We start from the raw sequence: 17,315 nt of genomic DNA, 5'->3' as shown, positions 1-17,315 counted from the left end.
GCAGGCCGCGCGTCTCCTACAGGGGGCGGTCGGCGAACCGGTCGTGCAGGTGCTTGATGAAGAGGTAGGCAAGGCTCGAGGCCGAGATATTCCCCGGCCAGACCGCGTGGACCGTCAAGGGGCTGAGCGACCAGTCGGGCAGGAGCTGCAGCATGGCGCCGCCGGCGAGGTCCGCGGCTGACCGGAACGCGGGCGGCGCGGCCAGGCCCAGCCCTTCGCATGCCAGCCGGTAGGCCGCTTCGACGCTGTCGGCACTGATCCGCGGCGTGTAGCGGATCGTGGAGCATTCGCCACCGACATGGGTGAAGCTGCGCACGTGCGGCAGCATGGACAGCCCGATCCACGGCAGCGCGGCCAGGTCGGATGGTTCGCGCGGCCGGCCCGCGCCTTCCAGCAGCGAACGGCTGGCAACCACAGTCCGTGCGAACGTGAATACCGGCTTGGCCTTGAGCGTGCTGTCGGGGAGCTCGCCGATGCGCAGCGCCAGGTCGAAGCCGTCGCCGACGATGTCCTCGCGGATGTCGCTGCACGCCAGGTGGATCTGCGCTTCGTCGTACTGCCGGGCGAAGTCGGAAAACGCGCCCATGAAGGGCCGGCATCCCAGCAGCACTGCGGGGAGGGCGATGCGCAGGCTTCCCGACGTCGACACGCTGCGCTGCCGGAACTCGAGCATGCCCTGTTCGTACAGGTCCAGCATCGCTTTTGCGGTGTCGAGCAGGCGCGTGCCTTCGCTGGTGAGCGCCAGCTTGCGGGTATTGCGGTAGACCAGCGCGGTGCCCAGGTTCGCTTCGAGTTTGCTCAGGTGCGCGCTGACGGTCGATGCGGACAAGCCGAGCGCCTCGGCTGCGGCGCTCAGGGAAGCCTGTTCGGCCACCTTGGCGAAGATGATGAGATGGCGGATGTCGTCGATCATGGCGCTCGGCTGGCGGACGCGCACCTATGGCGTCCATGGGCCAATGATACGTGAAGCGCTGCCGTAAACAAACATGGGAGCCCGCAGGCCCCCATGTCGCAGTACCGGACTTCGGTCCTCGCCTCAGCCTGCCGGCTGCTGCTTCAGCTCCACCCTGCGCGCCACGCCCGAGGGCCCCGGGAAGCCTTCGAAGGCGCTCTGCACCAGGGCCGGCATCAGCGCCGGGGTCGACAGCTGGCGGCTCGTGTTGTGCACCGTGACGTCGAACAGGCGCTTGTTATCGACGGCCGACTTGATCCCGACCTGCAGCTCGCGGCGGTACTGGTGCTCGACCGAGACCTGGTAGGCCGGGCTCCAGAACGGATCGTAGAACGGGCTGTACCAGCCGCCCCAGTAGCGGCGGTGGAAGCCGCGGTAGCCAAAGCGCGGCATTGGCTGGTAGAACGGATGGTAGAAGGGCGAGATCGGCTCGACCACGCGCACCGGCACGTCGGTGGTGGTGAAGCGCATCGAGACGCTCAGGGCAGGCTTGCCGCCCGCCGCGTCACGGAAGCCCAGGCGCGCCAGCTGGCCGCGCACCAGGTCCTGGTAGGCGCGGTATTCCAGCGTGTCGTCCTGCGCCGGCGGCGCTTCGAACACATAGCTCTTGTCTTCGATCTGGGCCGGCCACTGGTGGAAGGTGGTGACATCGCTGCGGATGGTCGTGGCGCACCCCGTCAACAGCATCGCGAACGCCGCTCCGGCGGCGATCATCAGGCGTTTCATTGCTTTCTCCCTTGTATATACGGACTTTTCCTAGACTCTAGATTACCTTCTGTTCAGAAACTTTCGAAAACAATTTACACCCGGTTACCCCTCGCACACTCTGATACATACGGAAACGGAGCGGCACCAAAAAATCTTGTTGGTAAAATAAGCACTTCCCCATTGTCTCTTTGCGGACTTCCTATGCGCACCGATACGCCCCAGACGATTTACCGGAGTGACTACACCCCGCCGACTTACCTGGTGGATACCGTGGAACTCGGCTTCGACCTCGACCCCGCCCGCACCGTGGTAGCCAACCGCATGACGGTGCGCCGGAACCAGGAATGCGCCCACCAGCGCACGATCGAGCTCTACGGCGAAGACATCGAACTGGTGGCCTTGCGCGTGAACGGACGCGCCTTGCAGAGTGGCGACTACTTGATCAATCGAAATGTCCTGACGATCCCGAATGCGCCCGAGGAAGCCGTGCTCGAGATCGAGACCGTCTGCACCCCGGACCAGAACACCACCCTGAGCGGCCTGTACACCTCGAACGGCAATTTCTTCACCCAGTGCGAGGCCGAAGGCTTCCGTCGCATCACCTATTTCCCGGACCGTCCGGACGTGATGGCGAAGTACACCGTGATGCTGCGCGCCGACAAGGAGCGCTACCCGGTGCTGCTGTCCAACGGCAACCTGGTGGAAGAGGGCGAGCTGGGCGACGGCCGCCACTACGCCAAGTGGGAAGACCCGTTCAAGAAACCCTCCTACCTGTTCGCGCTGGTGGCCGCGCGCCTGGTGTGCCAGGAAGAGACTTTCCGCCTGGCCGACGGCCGCGACGCCCTGCTGCAAGTGTGGGTGGAAGAGGGCAACCTCGACAAGACCGACTACGCGATGCAGTCGCTCAAGCACAGCATCCGCTGGGACGAAGAACGCTACGGCCTCGAACTCGATCTCGACCGCTTCATGATCGTCGCCACCAGCGACTTCAATATGGGCGCGATGGAAAACAAGGGCCTGAACATCTTTAACACCAAGTTCGTGCTGGCCAACCCGCGCGTCGCAACCGACATCGACTTCCAGGGCATCGAGGCGGTGGTGGCGCACGAGTACTTCCACAACTGGACCGGCAACCGCGTTACCTGCCGCGACTGGTTCCAGCTGTCGCTCAAGGAAGGCCTGACGGTTTTCCGCGACCAGGAATTCACCGCCGACATGATCGGTACCGAGACCGGCCGTGCGGTCACCCGCATCGACCAGGTGCGCACCCTGCGCCAGGCCCAGTTCCCCGAGGACGCCGGCCCGATGGCGCACCCGGTGCGCCCTGACTCTTTTGTCGAGATCAACAACTTCTACACGGTGACCGTGTACGAGAAGGGCGCCGAAGTGGTGCGCATGTACCAGACCCTGCTGGGCCGCGAAGGTTTCCGCAAGGGCATGGACCTGTATTTCGAGCGCCATGACGAACAGGCCGTCACCTGCGACGACTTCCGCCTGGCGATGGCCGACGCCAATGGCCGCGACCTGACCCAGTTCGAGCGCTGGTACGACCAGGCCGGCACCCCGGTGCTGCGCTTCGAGACCCGCTACAACGAGGCCGAGCAGACCTATGCGCTGACCCTGTTCCAGTCCTGCCCGCCGACCCCGGGCCAGCCTGAGAAGCGGCCCTTCCACATTCCGGTGGCGGTCGGCCTGCTCGATCGCGCAGGCAATGACATGCCGCTGACCGTGGATGGCAAGGAGATGGGCACCACCGCCGTGCTGGAACTGACGGAGAACGAGCAGACCTTCGTCTTCAGCAATGTGAAGGAACAGCCGGTGCCGTCGGTGCTGCGCGACTTCTCGGCGCCGGTGGTTCTGCGCCACGGCTACAGCGACAGCGATCTGCTGCACCTGTTCAACCACGACAGCGATCCGGTCAACCGCTGGGAAGCCGGCCAGCGCCTGGCGATGGGCCGCCTGCTCAAGCTCACCGGCGAAGCCCCGGCCTCCAACCGACTGAGCCTGGACGACACCTTCATCGAGGCGATGCGGCGCGTGCTGGTCGACGAGTCGCTCGATCCGGCCTTCCGCGAACAGGCGCTGCTGCTGCCGACCGAAACCATGATCGCCGAGCAGCTCGACACCGTCGACCCGCTGGCCGTGCACATGGCGCGCCAGTTCATGCGCGCCAACATCGGCGCCCGCCTGCGCGCCGAGCTGCTGGCCCAGTACGAAGCCAACCAGACCCCCGGCCCGTACAGCCCGGACGCGCAATCCGCCGGCAAACGCGCGCTCAAGAACCTGGCCCTGTCCTACCTGAACGCAGCGCCTGACGAAGAGACCATCGCTCTCGCCGTGCGCCAGTGCCAGGAGGCGGACAACATGACCGACCGCGCAGCAAGCTTGAGTGCCCTGATCCATGCGCGCGCGCCGGAAGCCGAGACCGAACTGGAGCGTTTCTACGACGAGTTCCAGAACGAGGCGCTGGTGGTCGACAAGTGGTTCGCGATGCAGGCTTCGGCGCCCACCACCGACATCGCCAAGATCCGCGAACTGATGCGCCACCCGGCCTTCAACCTGCGCAACCCGAACCGCGCGCGCAGCCTGATCGCCAACTACTGCATGAACAATCCCGTCGAGTTCCACGCGCCGAACGGCAGCGGCTACCTGTTCTGGGCCGAGCACGTGGTGCTGCTCGACGCGCTCAACCCGCAGGTCGCGGCGCGCCTGGCGCGCGCCATGGACCGATGGCGCCGCTACACGCCGCAGCTGCAGCAGCACATGAAGACCGCGCTGCAGCAGGTGGCGGGGCAGCAGCGGCTGTCGAACGACGTACGCGAGATCGTCACGAAAGCGCTCGCGAATTAAGGTAGGGTGGTCGGCTTCGCCGACCGCGCGTTCACACCGTGCGTGAACAACACGCGCCGCATCCATTCATGCGAGAGTTGAACGCGCGGTCGGCCGAGCCGACCACCCTACAAAAAAAGAATCCAAACCAAACCAAAGGAAGTCCATGAAACGCGTCAGTCTTACGCAGTACCTGGTCGAGGAACAGCGCCTCCACCAGACCATCAACGCCGAGCTGCGCCTCCTGATCGAGGTCGTGGCGCGTGCGTGCAAGCGCATCAGCTACTCGGTCAGCAAGGGTGCGCTCGGCGAAGTGCTGGGCAGCGCCGAGACCGAGAACATCCAGGGCGAAGTGCAGAAGAAGCTCGACGTGATCTCGAACGAGATCCTGTTGGAAGCGAACGAGTGGGGCGGCCACCTGGCCGCGATGGCGTCGGAAGAAATGGAGACCATCCGCAAGATCCCGAGCCGCTATCCGAAGGGCGAATTCCTCCTGATGTTCGACCCGCTCGACGGCTCGTCCAACATCGACGTCAACGTCTCGATCGGCACCATCTTCTCGGTGCTCAAGGCCCCGGAAGGCATGGTCGAACCGACCGAGCAGGACTTCCTGCAGCCGGGCACCCAGCAGGTCGCGGCCGGCTATGCTGTCTACGGTCCGCAGACCATGCTTGTGCTCACCACCGGCAACGGCGTGCAGTGCTTCACCCTCGACCGCGAGATGGGTTCCTGGGTGCTGACCCAGAGCGACATGCAGATCCCGGAAACCACCAAGGAATTCGCGATCAACATGTCGAACAAGCGCCACTGGCACCCGCCGGTGCAGCGCTATGTGGACGAGATGCTGGCGGGTTCCACCGGCCCGCGCGGCAAGGACTTCAACATGCGCTGGATCGCCTCGATGGTGGCTGACGTGCACCGCATCCTGAACCGCGGCGGCATCTTCATGTACCCGGCCGACCTGCGCGATCCGTCCTCGCCAGGCAAGCTGCGCCTGATGTACGAAGCCAACCCGATGGCCATGATCGTCGAGCAGGCCGGCGGCGCCGCCACTGACGGCAGCAAGCGCATCATGGAAATCCAGCCGACCAAGCTGCACCAGCGCGTGCCGGTGTTCCTGGGTTCGAAGTCGGAAGTGGAGCTGGTCACCCGTTACCACGCCGAATAATGATTTTTTGCTCATGTCCGGCTTAATTGCCGAGTCAGACTAGCAAGTTCTCGGAGTTGTTTGCTAGAATACGGCTCTTCGTCCGGTTCGTCCGGCGTTGAGCCGCTGTAGCTCAGTCGGTAGAGCAGCGCATTCGTAATGCGAAGGTCACCAGTTCGATTCCGGTCAGCGGCACCAGAATTCGAAAAGGCCCGTGTTCCCTTGGGGACACGGGCTTTTTTTATTGCTGCCTGACATAGCGTTGGCGCACCACCAAAAAAAATGCCGCTATCACTAGCGGCATGGGAAACCCGAAGCGGGCGGGCGCCCGGCTTCCGGTCAGATGGTCGTGATGGATGTGTTCACCACGCCCACCAAGTCGACTTTTTCTTCCGAGGTGGAGAAGTGGTACAGCACTTCTCCGCGATCGAGTACGCCGCGGTCGAGGTGCTGGGTCCAGTAGTCGACTTCGACTTCGCTCGCCACGCGGTCCATCGCGACATCGTACAGCCTGGTGACGAAATCGCGGTTGGACAGCATGTCGAAGCCTGCCTTTCCTTCCGTACTGGCCAGGAAGGCGTGCGCGATCTGCATCATCGACGAACCCTTCTCGTGCGCTTCGATCCAGAAGTTGATGCCGCCGGTATCGGCGTTGCGCCCGAAAGCGGTGCTGTACATGCGCACCAGGCCGGCGATCTCGCTCCCGTTGAAGTCGACCGCGCCTGCCTGGCCGCTATACTGCAGTAGCTCGACATTAGCGACGATGTCGATGCCATCTGCATCCGGCTTCAGGTGCGTCATCACCACCGCGCCATCCTTGATGCGCATGGTGTACTCGGCCCGGCCGGCACCCATCAGGCGGACGGTGTCGCGGCCGGTGCCGCCGTCGATCGCGTCGTCGCCCTGGCCACCAAACACGATGTCGTTGCCTTCGTCACCATAGATACGATCATTGCCACCCGCGCTGCCGACGACATCGTCGCCGCCACCGCCGTGCAGGATGTCGTCATCGGCGCCCAGGAACAGGGTTTGCGCCGCACTGTCGCCCCAGACCTTCTGCGAGCCGGCGCCCCCGGTCACCCTGGCGGCGCCAATGATCGCCGCAAATTCGACGTTCTGGAGCTGGAGCGTGACGCCGCTTGCCAGGCCGCTGGTGTCGATCACCAGCGCGGTCATCGGGCTGCCGGCCGCGGACGGCGAGCCGCTCAGCACCAGCGCTTCGCTAGGCACGCCGGCGCCGCTTCCCAGCATCGGGACGATAGTCTGCACCAGCAAAGGCGTGTCGACCGGAAGGTCGGCCAGGAAGCCGGAGCCGCCGCCGGTGAGGCTGTTCTGGTCGTGCGAACCGGCCGCGGTGTGCGCCTTGATCTCGCGGATCAGGTCGGTCAGCGAATTGCCAGCCGACTGCACGCCGCTGCTCGACACCTGCAGGCCGTAGCCGGTCGGCACCTGCGCGGTGAGGATGGCTTGGCCGTTGCTGCTTGCCAGCGGTATGTCGGCCACCCTGTTGTTGCCGACCTGTTCGGGACGGGTCGGCACCACCACCGGAATCGTGATGGTGGTGCTGATGCTGCCGTCGCCGTTGACGACGGTGCCTGTGCTGACCGGCACCCCGTCGACAGTGACCGGCACGGGCGGCGCGACGGGCGGCGCGACCGGGGGCGCGACGTATTGCTGCACGCTAACTTTCAGCGACTGGGTGTCGCTGCCGTTGGCGTCGCTGGCGATCAGGTCGAGCAGGTAGATGTTGTCGTGCGCGGTGCCGCCGGTATCCAGCGGCTGGCCGTGTGCGGGCGCGGCGCGGAAGCTGAGCGCGCCGGTGCCGGCGTCCACCGTGAACAGCGCCGCGTCTGCGCCGCCCAGCGACCAGGTCACGGGCAGGCTGGCGGTGGCGGTCGTCACCGTGCGGTTGCCTTCGACCAGCATGATCGACGCTTCACGCGTGCCGCCATTGCTGGTGATCAGCGGCGTCACGAGGGCGACGCCGCCCGGGTCCACGATGCGGCCGTTGGCCACGCCGTCGCTGTCGAGCGGACCGCCATCCTTCAGGTCGAAGGTGATCCTGGTCTTGCTGCCAACCGTGCTGACCGACTTGGCGATGTTGACCCACTTGCCGGTGTTGTCGAGCTTGAAGTAACTGTTGACCTTCTGGTCCGCGTCGACGTAGATCGCCACTTCCACCGTACCACCCGGGTTCACGCCGTTGATGCTGAAGTCGAGCTGGCCCAGCGGCAGCTTGACGTTGCGCGGCAGGCCGGTCGGTACCGGGCCGGCGCTGACCGAGGTCAGCGTGTAGTTCCCCGCCACCTCGAGCGTCGCGAACGGATTGCCCGTGACAGCCGTGGCCAGCGATGCAACGTTGGCCTGGCGGCTGTCGGCAACGCCATCGCCGTTGCCGTCTCCGAGCACGCCCAGGGCGCCCGGCACCGGATCCTCGGCGGAGTTCAGGCGCCCGTCGTTGTCGATGTCGTCGTCGTGGATGTCGGGCAGGGCGTCGCCGTCGAGGTCGCGCAGCACATTCACCCAGAGGAACTGGGAATCGCTGCCGCCGTACTGGTCGCTCACCGTCACCTGGACGTCGTACACGCCGTCGTGATTGCTGTCGCCAGGCGCCGCGGCGGAAGGCGCCGTGACGAAGCGCAGCTTGCCGTCGGCGTCGATGGTGAACAGGCTCGCTTCGCCGCCGCCGCTGATGCGGTACTGCAGGCCGTCGTTGTCGCTGTCGCTTGCTACCACCGTAGTGACCGCCGTCTGCCCTTCGGCCAGGTCGACCTGGGCGCTGCCGCCCCCGCCGTTCGAGCTGATCACCGGGGCCGCATTGATGCCGCTGGCGTGTGTCGCGCCGGTGAATGCCCCGGCGGCCTCGTTGCCGGCGGCATCGACGATACCGGTGCCGCCAGCCTGCAGATTCAAGCCCACGGTGCCGCGGCCGGCGATGTTGTCGACGCTGACCGTCCAGGTGGTGCCGCTACCGCTGATGCCGGCCAGCCTGCCGCTCGCCTGGCCGCCGGTGGCCAGCGCGAAGTCCGACAGGTCGACGCCGCTGACGGATTCGCTGAACACCACGGTGAAGTCGACCGCAGTAGCGGCAGGACCCGGCGTGCCATTCAGGCTGATGCTGCTCACGGCAGGACGCAGGGCGTCGAGCGCTGCTTGCGCGGCGCTTGCCTGCGTGCGGCTGTTGCCGGCATCGTCGGTGGCCGTGACCGACACGCCCAGGCCGCTCGTGCCCGGCGTACCCGCGGCGATCGTATGGCTGGCGCTCCACACACCGGCGTTCTGGGTCGCGGCGACCATGCCCCCGCCGAACTGGGCGAAGTCGAAGGACGCTGCGGCGATGTCGCCGTTGTTGTCGCCACTGGCACTATTGTTCCAGGTTGCGGTGACGGTATCGCCGATGCGGAACACAGCGCCGTTGCCGGTCGCCCCGGCAAGGACGATGGCGGCGGCGCCCACCGTCGGCGCCTGGTTGTCGAGCGTGGCGTTGCTGCTGTCGGCGCGCGTGGTCGCATTACCGTTGACATCCACGACATGCACGCTGACGTTGCGGCCGCTCGCGTCGACGCTGCCCGCGCCGATCGTGTACGACGCGCTCCACACGCCGTTCTGCAGGATTGCCGCTGCCGTGGCGCTGCCGCCGAAGGCGCTGAGGTCGACGCTAACGGTGCCGATGTCCGGATTGTTGTCGCCGGTCGAGCCATTGTTCCAGCTGGCGGTGATGGTGTCGCCCGCTTTGAATGCGCCGCCCGTGCCGGTCGCGCCGGAGACCGACAGCTGGGCGTCGGTGACGACCGGGCTGCGGGTGTCGCCGCTGAAGGACAGCACATTCGAGGCTGGGTTGAAGTTGCCGCTGGCATCCATCACGCCCCCGGCCGCGACGCGCACGCTGCCACTGAGCGCGTTCATGCCGTCGGTCGGGGTGAACGTCGCGGTGAAGACCTTGCTGTCGGCGGTTGGGACAAGGGCGCCGACGACGCCGCCAGTGGCGACGATATCCGCATGATCGAAACCGAGAGGCGTGTCGTTGAAGGTAAACGTCAGGGTCGCACTCTCCCCGGCCTTGAACACGTTGCGGCTGGCGCCGATGGTGACCAGGGGCGCCAGGGTGTCGCCGGCAAGGTTCAGGGTGTTGCTGGCCGCCCCCGGATTGCCGATCGCGTCGGTGTAGGCACCGCCGGGTACCGAGACCGAGGCCGCCAGGGCGTTGCTCGCGACCGGCGTAAAACTGGCGCTGTAGACCTTCGGGTCGGCGGTCGCGCCGAAGCCGCTGAGGGTGCCGCCGCTGACGGCGATGTCGCCCTCGGCGAAACCGAGCGGCGCTTCGCTGAAGGTGAAGCTCAGTGTCGTCTGGTCGCCGGCCCGCAGCGTGGTGCTGGCGGCGCCGATGGTGAGAGTCGGGGCCTTGGTGTCGCCGTTCAAGGTGAGCGACGCCGCGCCGCCGCCATTGCCGGCAGCGTCGGTGTAGGCACCCGGGGCGACCTCGATCAGGGCGGCCACGTTCTGGGAATCTGACGCCGGGATGAAGGCGGCCTGGTAGACCTTGGGGTTGGCGGTCGGCGCCAGGTTGACCAGCGTGCCGCCATGGGCGACGACGCTAGCGGACGTGAAGCCGTCCGGTACTTCGTCGAAGGTGAAGGTGATGCTTGCGCTCTGGCCTGCCGCCAGCGACGGCCTGTCGCTGGTGATGGTCAGGCTCGGCGCCACGGTGTCGACGATGAACGACGCGTTCACGCTGCTGGCTTCGTTGTCGCGGCCGCCCGCGTCCTTGAACTTGCCTGCTGCGATCGACACCGAGGCGTTGCCCTGGAAGCCGGAAGCGGGCGTGAACTGGGCCGTGTACAGCTTGGGGTTCTGCGTATCTTGCGTGAGCGCACCCAGGGTGCCGCCGGTGACGCTGAAATCGGCGCTTTCCGCGCCGGTGGGAATGTCGCTGAACGCCAGGCTGATGGTGGCGGTAGAGCCGGCCTTGACGCTGGACGCGTTGCTGGAAATCGCGACCGTCGGGTTGGTCGTGACGGTGATGGTGGTGGAATAGTACTCGGAGCTCGTGCCGTCGCCGTCGCCCACCACCACGTGGATGTTGCGCGCGCCCGCCACGCTGCTGGTGGTGTCGAACAGGATCTCGCGCAGCAAGGTAGTGGTGCGCGCAGGCGTGGCGTTGGCGGTATCGAAGATCACCACCAGGCTTTCGCCGACGCCGGTGCCATTCTGGCTGAGGAAGCCGACCCGTACACCGTCGACGAACACGCTGCTGTTCACGACCATCCCGCCCGGCACCGTCACTGGACCACCCGGCTTGAAGAAGAGCATGTCGCCTGCCTGCTGACCGCTCAGCAGCACATTCAGGGCGCCGGCCTGGAAGTCGGCGCTGTCGATGTCGCCGACGAGCGCGTCGCCGCCGAGGTCGATCGCGATCGCGCCGGCGGATGCGGCCACGGTCTGGTTGTCAGCCGCCGAGATGTTCACCAGCACCGGCTTGTCGTTGAGCGGCGTGACGACCACGCTCCAGGTGACGCCGGTAGCGGATACGGGAGAAGTCGCGTCGTCCTGGGTGGTGTCGAAGCTGCCGCGCGGACCAAGCGTGTCGTTCTGGTCGTCCCAAGTGCTGAATGGCAGGGTGGCGCCGGTTTCGTCGACCGCGTGGATGGTCAGGCCGCCCGGCCTGCCGTGGAAGTCTGCCACCGGTACGAAGCGGATGAAGGCCGTACCGTCAGTCGTGCCCAGCAGCAGGGCCGCTGCAGGCGAGACCGTCCCGACGTCGTACCAGTATTTGGCATAGGGGTCGATCGAATACTGCCAGCGGCCTTCGGTCACGGGATTGGCCGCGTTGCCCGAGATCGCGACGCCCAGCGGCGCGTGGCCGTCGGCATCGGCAAAGCCGGACCTGGCCAGCAGGTCGACAATGTCCTCGCCCCAGTTGGGCGGATTGCCGCCGCTGAGGTCTTCGATGTCCGCGCTCGGCACGTCCTCGTCGATCGACACCAGGTCGGCGCCGCCGGCAAGCGTGGGCGCGCGGTTGGCGGGGGCGAAGGCGCGCACCATGACGCCGCCGCCTGCATCGCTGCCGGCGTCGTACCAGGCCGCCAGGAAACCGGCCGTATCGAAGCCGGCAAGGCTCGGTGCGCTCTGGCTTGCGCTGCGCGCCGCCTCGTTCACTAGCAGGTCGTAGCTGTCGCGCGCACTGCCATCGGCATTGAAGCTGCGCGCGAACACGTCAAATTCCTTGGCGGGATCGGCGTTAGAAGTCCAGGCCACGGTGAAGCCGCCGTTGGGCTGGGCAATGACTGCCGGGGTAATCTGGTTGCCCGCGGTGGCTGCGTTGACCAGGATCTTGCCGCCGACGGCGGCGCCAGCACTGGTGTAGACCTGGGCATAGATGTTCGATTCAAGGCTGGAATCGGTGAAACCGCCTGCGGTGGCGCCGGCTTCCTGGTACACCAACACGAAGCCGCCGTTCGACAGGCCCGCCGCCTTAGGATTGTTCTGCGGGGCGGCGCTGCCCGCCACGACGATCTCGCTGCCGCCGCTGCCACCGGCATTAAACACGCGCGCGATGATGTCGTTGCCGTTGGCCGGGTCGCGCCAGGTGACGACGAAGCTGCCGTTGTCAAGGGCGCCGATCGCGACGGCAGCCTGGGTGCCGGCCGTCGTGTGGTTGGCAGTGAGTTCGGCGCTGGCTTGGCTGCCATCGGCATTGAAGACGCGTGTCTTGACGTCGGTGCTGCCGGCGTCGTTCCAGGCGGCGGCGAACCCACCATTGGCAAGCTTCGTCAGGACCGGCGTGGTCTGGCTGCTGGTGGTCGAGGTGGCCAGGGCCGTTTCAAGGCCGAGCGCGCCGTTCGCGTCCACGAGGCGGAACACGACGTCGGCCGCGCTGGTCTTCGCATAGGCGACGACGTAGCGGCCATTGTCGAGCGCCGTCACGGCCGGGGTATTCTCGCTCGTGTCGATCGTCTGGTCCGAAATGGCGAACTCGGCGCCGGTGGGATTGCCTGCGGCGTCGATCTTGCGGCCATAGATGCCGTAGCTGCCGGCCGCATCGGCGCCCTGGCCGGCACTGCGCCAGATCATCACGTACGAGCCGTCGCTCAGGCGCGCCAACGAAGGCTGGTTCTGCTGCAGGGCCGCGGTGGTGTTGACACCCGCCGCGCCTTGGAATCCCTCCGGGTTTTCTCGGCCGGTGAAGGTGAAGGTCTGAGTTGCACCCTGGTTCGCGATCGGCGTGCCGTCCGCGTTACGGTCGAACAGATCGCTGTAGCGGACCGTGACCGTGGCGGTCTGGCCCGGCGCCAGGCCAGGTCCCGAACCCCTCACCAGCGACGTGCCGGATACCGCGAACAGTCCCGGCACGGACTGTGAGACGATCGAGTGCAGGCCATCGTTCGGGGACCCGGTGTCGACCTGGCCCAGGCTTGCCAGCGCCGTACCGGCGGCCGGCGCGCCCCAGAAGTCCAGGGTATTGACGGTGACCGCAGTCGGCGCCAGGTCGGGCGTCATGATGAAACCCGAGGTGGTCGATACAGCGCCCTGGGCGTTCACGTATTTTGCATGGGCCGAGTAGGTGGTCGTGGTGTCGTTCGGCCGAACATCGATGTAGCGGATGGTGGCGTTGAGCGGAGCCGCGGTGCCGCCATTGGTGCTCGTGATGTTGCCGTTGCTCGCATACTCGACCAGCACCAGTCGCCAGACGCCGTCACCCGTGTTGTATTCCAGCGTGCCGCGCAAACCGTTCGCATAACTGGCGGGATACTGGCCACCATCGACCCAGAGCGAAAAATTCTCGTAGCCGGGGGCCGCCGTCGAGCCTTTGTTGACCCAGTTGGTGCCTTCCTGGCCGGGCCGCGCGGCGACATACATCTGCGTGGTGCTGAGTGGGTTGCTGCCGTAGGTGCTGCCTAGCAGATAGGCGTAGGGGTCGGTTGAATCGCCTGCAAAAGGCGACGCCGTGGCGATGTTGCCGCTGGCCTGTTCCAGCACCCAGTTGCCGCCGCGTGCCGCGCCGCCGGTCGCGTCGTCCGAGGCGGCGACATCGGCGCGGGTTAGCGTCGACAGCGAGGACAGCAGGGCCTGGCCGTCCGCGCCGGCGCCGGTGGCGCAGCCGTACAGCAGGATGTCGGCGTCGCTCGACAGCGCGTCGCCGATCCGACCCAGCAGCCCGGCATGGACGTCGATGGAAGCCTTCGACAGTGTCAGGCTGCCGAGATGCGCCTCGCCGGCACTGCCGTGCGAGACGATGTGCAGGGCCCCGATGTCGCTGCGTCCTTCGAGGGAAGCGGCAATCTGCGCGAGTCCGTCGCGGGTGCTGTCGAGTACGATGACCTCCACGCCCGCGCGTACCGCAGCGAGGAAGGATTGCAGGTCGGGGATGTTGTCCTCAACGAAGAGGACGGCCGGGGACACGGCGGAGCTGCCAGGAATGGATGGGATCATGGAGGGAGGAAATCTGTTCAGGACGACCTGATGGTCGGGGAAGGCATTAGCATACGTAAATTTCTATGTGGAAATGCTATATGGATGCAACCCTGAGTTCAATTACAGATTGTCTCTCTTCCCGAATTCATCACGATAGCATTGGCGAAGTGACACGGAAATGTCGGGAATGCGCCACTGTTCATTGAACAATGCCATTAATCGGCCTCAGTTTTCGGCCGTGGCGACCTCCTGCAGGCTTTTCAGGAGGCTGGACGCGCTCGGCTTGTCGATGAAGATGCAGCGTTTCCCCGTGCGCTTGCAGTGATCCTTCACGCGCCAGTAGGCGTGGTGGCTGATGCAGCCGGTCTGGCAGATCACGAGGTCGGCGGCGGCCAGGCTGGCGTCGAGCTGTCCGGCGCTGTCTTCCAGGCCGCCGTCGTGATGCGCGAACTGCGCCCCCACGCGCTCGACCACGTCGCGGTAGACCGGCACGCTGCCGCTGCGTCCGCCCACGCACAGGACGCTGCGCCGGAACAGGCGTACCGGCGCCTCGACCGCATCCAAGCGCGCCGCCGCAACTGGGGCAGGGGAGGACTGCATCGCTTCCGCCACCGCCTGCGCCGCCCGTGCCGCATCGCGCTCTTCCTTCAATGCCGCGACCTGGCCGCGCAAGGCCTGCTCGCGCTCCTCCAGCTGCACAACCCGGTTGGCCAGGCGCTTGCGGGCATCCAGTTCGGGCACCGCCGCCTGCAGTTCGGCCAGCGCGCTGCGCAGCCCATGGATGTCGGTGTCCTTCGCGATCGCGGCCGCACGCGCCTGCATCATCTGCTGTTCGTGGCGTCCGGCCTGCGCCGATTTTTCCTTTTGCAGCAGCTGGCAGCGCTGCTGCGCCTTCTCCAGTTCGCGCAGCAGGCGGGCATGGTCGGCCAGCAGCGCCTTGACCTTGTCCATGTCGGCCCGCACGCAGGCCCCGGCCCGGTGCTGCACCATGTGGATGTCGCGGCACATCCGCTGTTCCAGCCCGGGCGTGCAGCGCGGGTGGGTGAGGCCGGCCCAGAACGCACCCGGCACATTACCGTCTGCAACAGCCTGCGCCCACAGGGTGGCCACCTCGTCCTCGCTCCTGGCGGCACGAAAGCGCGCGATGTCGCCCGCGTAGCGCCGCTCCAGCTCCTTCTGGATCGCTTCCGACAGCGGATTGCGCAGCGCGCACTCGCTCACCGCGCCGACGTGGATATCGTAGTCGTCATGCAGCAGCCGGCCGCCCGTGACCCGTTCGACCAGCTTGCGCAGGACGCCCAGCGGCAGGGCGACCCCGACCAGCGGACAATGGCTGTTCTGGGCAAGTTCCCAGACGCGCCGGCGGCGCGAACCCTGTAAACCTTCTACCGTGGCTGGAAGAGTGTGTTTGTCGCACATGCGTCCGTCCTTTCTCTGTAAATGAGAATGATTATCATTCATATGATATCGCAGATGAGATGAAAGGCAAGTGGATTCGAGGGATAGGGGAGGCTGGAGCCCGATGGCACAGCTCTGTTAGGCAGCGCACTGTCCCGGTATCGCAGGCGTTGTATTTTTTGTATCGCGACGCAGTGTCCGATACTGCGCGCGATTTCGGACCGCCACAGGCGACCGCTCATGCAGCGACGAGAGCGCCTGCGCTACTGCCGGAACTTTTGCGCCAACTTCAGGTCTCGGTTAACGAGAATGGATCCGGAGCAAGAAAGAAAGTTGCGTCTTGAGCTAGCGCAGTCAATCGTCGTCCCTCGCGCCGTGTGAAGCGGAATCGAGGAAGAATGTGGTGATAGTCGGGTATCGGTCTAATTCGCGTTGGTCTACATTTTACGAGGGATACATCATGGATAATCAGAAACCTACCGAGGGAAAAGGCAGCGACGCAAGCCGCGAGAATGCAGGTTCGAGCATTGGTAAAAGCCAGGGTTCTGGCCTGAGCCAGGGCAGCAGTGCATCGGGCAGCAGCCAGAGCAGCTCGTCGGGCAGCCTCGGCAGCGCCAACGCCTCGCCAAGCACTGCCAAGCCGGCTACCGGCAGCAGCAGCGGCGCAGTCGGCGGTACCAGCAATTCCGGCAGCCAGCAAAGCAGCTCGCAAAGCTCGGGCAACCTGGGCAGCAGCAGCTCGCAGAGCGGCTCGACCGGTTCGAGCGCAGCCGGCAGCAGCGGCAGCCTGAGCGGCTCGACCGGCAGCACCGGCAACAGCGCACTGGGCTCGTCGGGCAGCACCACCGGCAGCAGCTCGGGCACCACCGCATCGAGCAGCGGCAGCATGGGCGGCGCCAGCGCACAATCGTCGGGTTCGTCGTCGTCGAGCGGCGACCAGTCGCAGTCGCAAGGCGGCATCAAGGGCGCCATGGCCAACGTGTCGCCGGACAAGCTGCACGAGAAGATCGACCAGGTCGCACAAGGCGCACAGCCGCTGGTCGACCGCCTGGTCAGCACCGCGCACGCAGGCGTGGACCGCCTGAGCGGCATGCTGAGCGGCGCGTCGGAAAGCCTGGGCCAGCGCAAGGGCCAACTGGGTGATACCTACCAGACCTACTCGACCAAGAGCACCGAGTACGTGAAGACCAACCCGGGCACCGCCCTGCTGGTCGCAGCCGGCGTCGGCTTCCTGCTGGCCAAGCTGCTGGGCGGCTCGAGCAGCAGCGAGCGTCGTGAATATCGCTACTATCGCGACTGATTCTTCACTCGCTAAAACAAAACCCGGCAGGCATGCGCCTGACCGGGTTTTTTTGTGTTCGTGATGACTGTGTGGACAGCTCAACGCTTGAATTAGTCAGTGATCACTAGTCTCACCTTGGCACCGTCGGGAAGATCAGCAATCTGCTTGGCGATGTGACCTGATGCCCTGATGAGCTCTTCAAAAGATATGGTGCTTAAATTGTCGCCACCGTATTCACCGCCGAGAATCCCGGGGATTTTGAGACAGAACTTTTTGCCGGGCGGTAGTGCGCCGAACTGTCGAGACGCTTGTGCGACCAAGGCGCGCATTGTCCAGTCAGCGAGGAATTCCTGATCGTTCGATAGCCGGTCGAGTTCTTCACGACTGGTGGCCACGACTTTGCAGTAGGGGTCTTCCGGACAGATGCGCCAGTAGTATCCGCGAATATCCTTGACGATCAGGTTGCCGAAGTCGTTTTCGCCCAATACCTTGAGCGGCTCGATACCGGTCCATCCCCAGCTCGCTCGAATCTCATCCAGCAGGCGCATTGTTTTTTAACTCCGCATCGCCAATGCAGGGAACACCTT

General features: G+C 65.6%; 8 protein-coding genes and 1 tRNA gene. 4 read left to right on the top strand and 5 right to left on the bottom strand.

What is annotated here, in order from left to right:
- Positions 1-16 precede the first annotated feature (16 nt).
- Both LK539_RS03985 and LK539_RS03980 read right to left on the bottom strand, forming a co-directional pair.
- Positions 17-913, bottom strand: coding sequence for a LysR family transcriptional regulator (locus LK539_RS03985; RefSeq protein ID WP_227799604.1), 897 nt, complete (start codon positions 911-913; stop codon positions 17-19).
- Positions 914-1,036: 123 nt separating this feature from the next.
- Entirely contained in the window at positions 1,037-1,678 is a 642-nt protein-coding gene (locus LK539_RS03980; RefSeq protein WP_227799603.1) for a DUF4136 domain-containing protein, read from the bottom strand.
- Between the two features lie 183 nt (positions 1,679-1,861).
- Between LK539_RS03980 and pepN the strand changes: the two genes are divergently transcribed.
- The 3 genes from pepN (at position 1,862) to LK539_RS03965 (ending at position 5,834) form a co-directional block, all read left to right on the top strand.
- Complete coding sequence (pepN, locus tag LK539_RS03975; RefSeq protein WP_227799602.1) at positions 1,862-4,510, top strand: aminopeptidase N; 2,649 nt, start codon at positions 1,862-1,864, stop codon at positions 4,508-4,510.
- 145 nt (positions 4,511-4,655) lie between these two features.
- Positions 4,656-5,657: a class 1 fructose-bisphosphatase gene (locus tag LK539_RS03970; protein ID WP_227799601.1), complete on the top strand. Its 1,002-nt coding sequence runs from the start codon at positions 4,656-4,658 to the stop codon at positions 5,655-5,657.
- A gap of 101 nt (positions 5,658-5,758) precedes the next feature.
- Positions 5,759-5,834, top strand: a tRNA-Thr gene (locus LK539_RS03965).
- Between the two features lie 141 nt (positions 5,835-5,975).
- On the opposite strand, the gene LK539_RS03960 is transcribed toward LK539_RS03965, so the two are convergent.
- Together LK539_RS03960 and LK539_RS03955 are read right to left on the bottom strand one after the other, a co-directional pair.
- On the bottom strand, positions 5,976-14,036 hold the full coding sequence (locus LK539_RS03960; RefSeq protein WP_227799600.1) for an Ig-like domain-containing protein: 8,061 nt from the start codon (positions 14,034-14,036) through the stop codon (positions 5,976-5,978).
- 237 nt (positions 14,037-14,273) lie between these two features.
- Positions 14,274-15,467 carry a DUF2325 domain-containing protein gene (locus tag LK539_RS03955; protein ID WP_227799599.1) on the bottom strand — a complete coding sequence of 398 codons (1,194 nt, stop codon included), beginning with the start codon at positions 15,465-15,467 and terminating at the stop codon, positions 14,274-14,276.
- A 439-nt stretch (positions 15,468-15,906) separates the two neighbouring features.
- Here LK539_RS03955 and LK539_RS03950 point away from each other — a divergent pair, with 439 nt between their 5' ends.
- Positions 15,907-16,746 (top strand): YqjD family protein, encoded by an 840-nt coding sequence (locus LK539_RS03950; RefSeq protein WP_227799598.1) that lies wholly within the window; start codon positions 15,907-15,909, stop codon positions 16,744-16,746.
- 92 nt (positions 16,747-16,838) lie between these two features.
- Here LK539_RS03950 and LK539_RS03945 read toward each other — a convergent pair whose 3' ends face one another.
- Positions 16,839-17,276 (bottom strand): T6SS immunity protein Tdi1 domain-containing protein, encoded by a 438-nt coding sequence (locus LK539_RS03945; RefSeq protein WP_227799597.1) that lies wholly within the window; start codon positions 17,274-17,276, stop codon positions 16,839-16,841.
- Positions 17,277-17,315: the final 39 nt, after the last annotated feature.

Source organism: Massilia sp. IC2-476 (assembly GCF_020707295.1).
Taxonomy (GTDB): Bacteria; Pseudomonadota; Gammaproteobacteria; order Burkholderiales; family Burkholderiaceae_D; genus Telluria.
The sequence above is the reverse complement of the archived record's forward strand: the minus strand, read 5'-3'. Positions and strand labels throughout refer to the sequence as shown.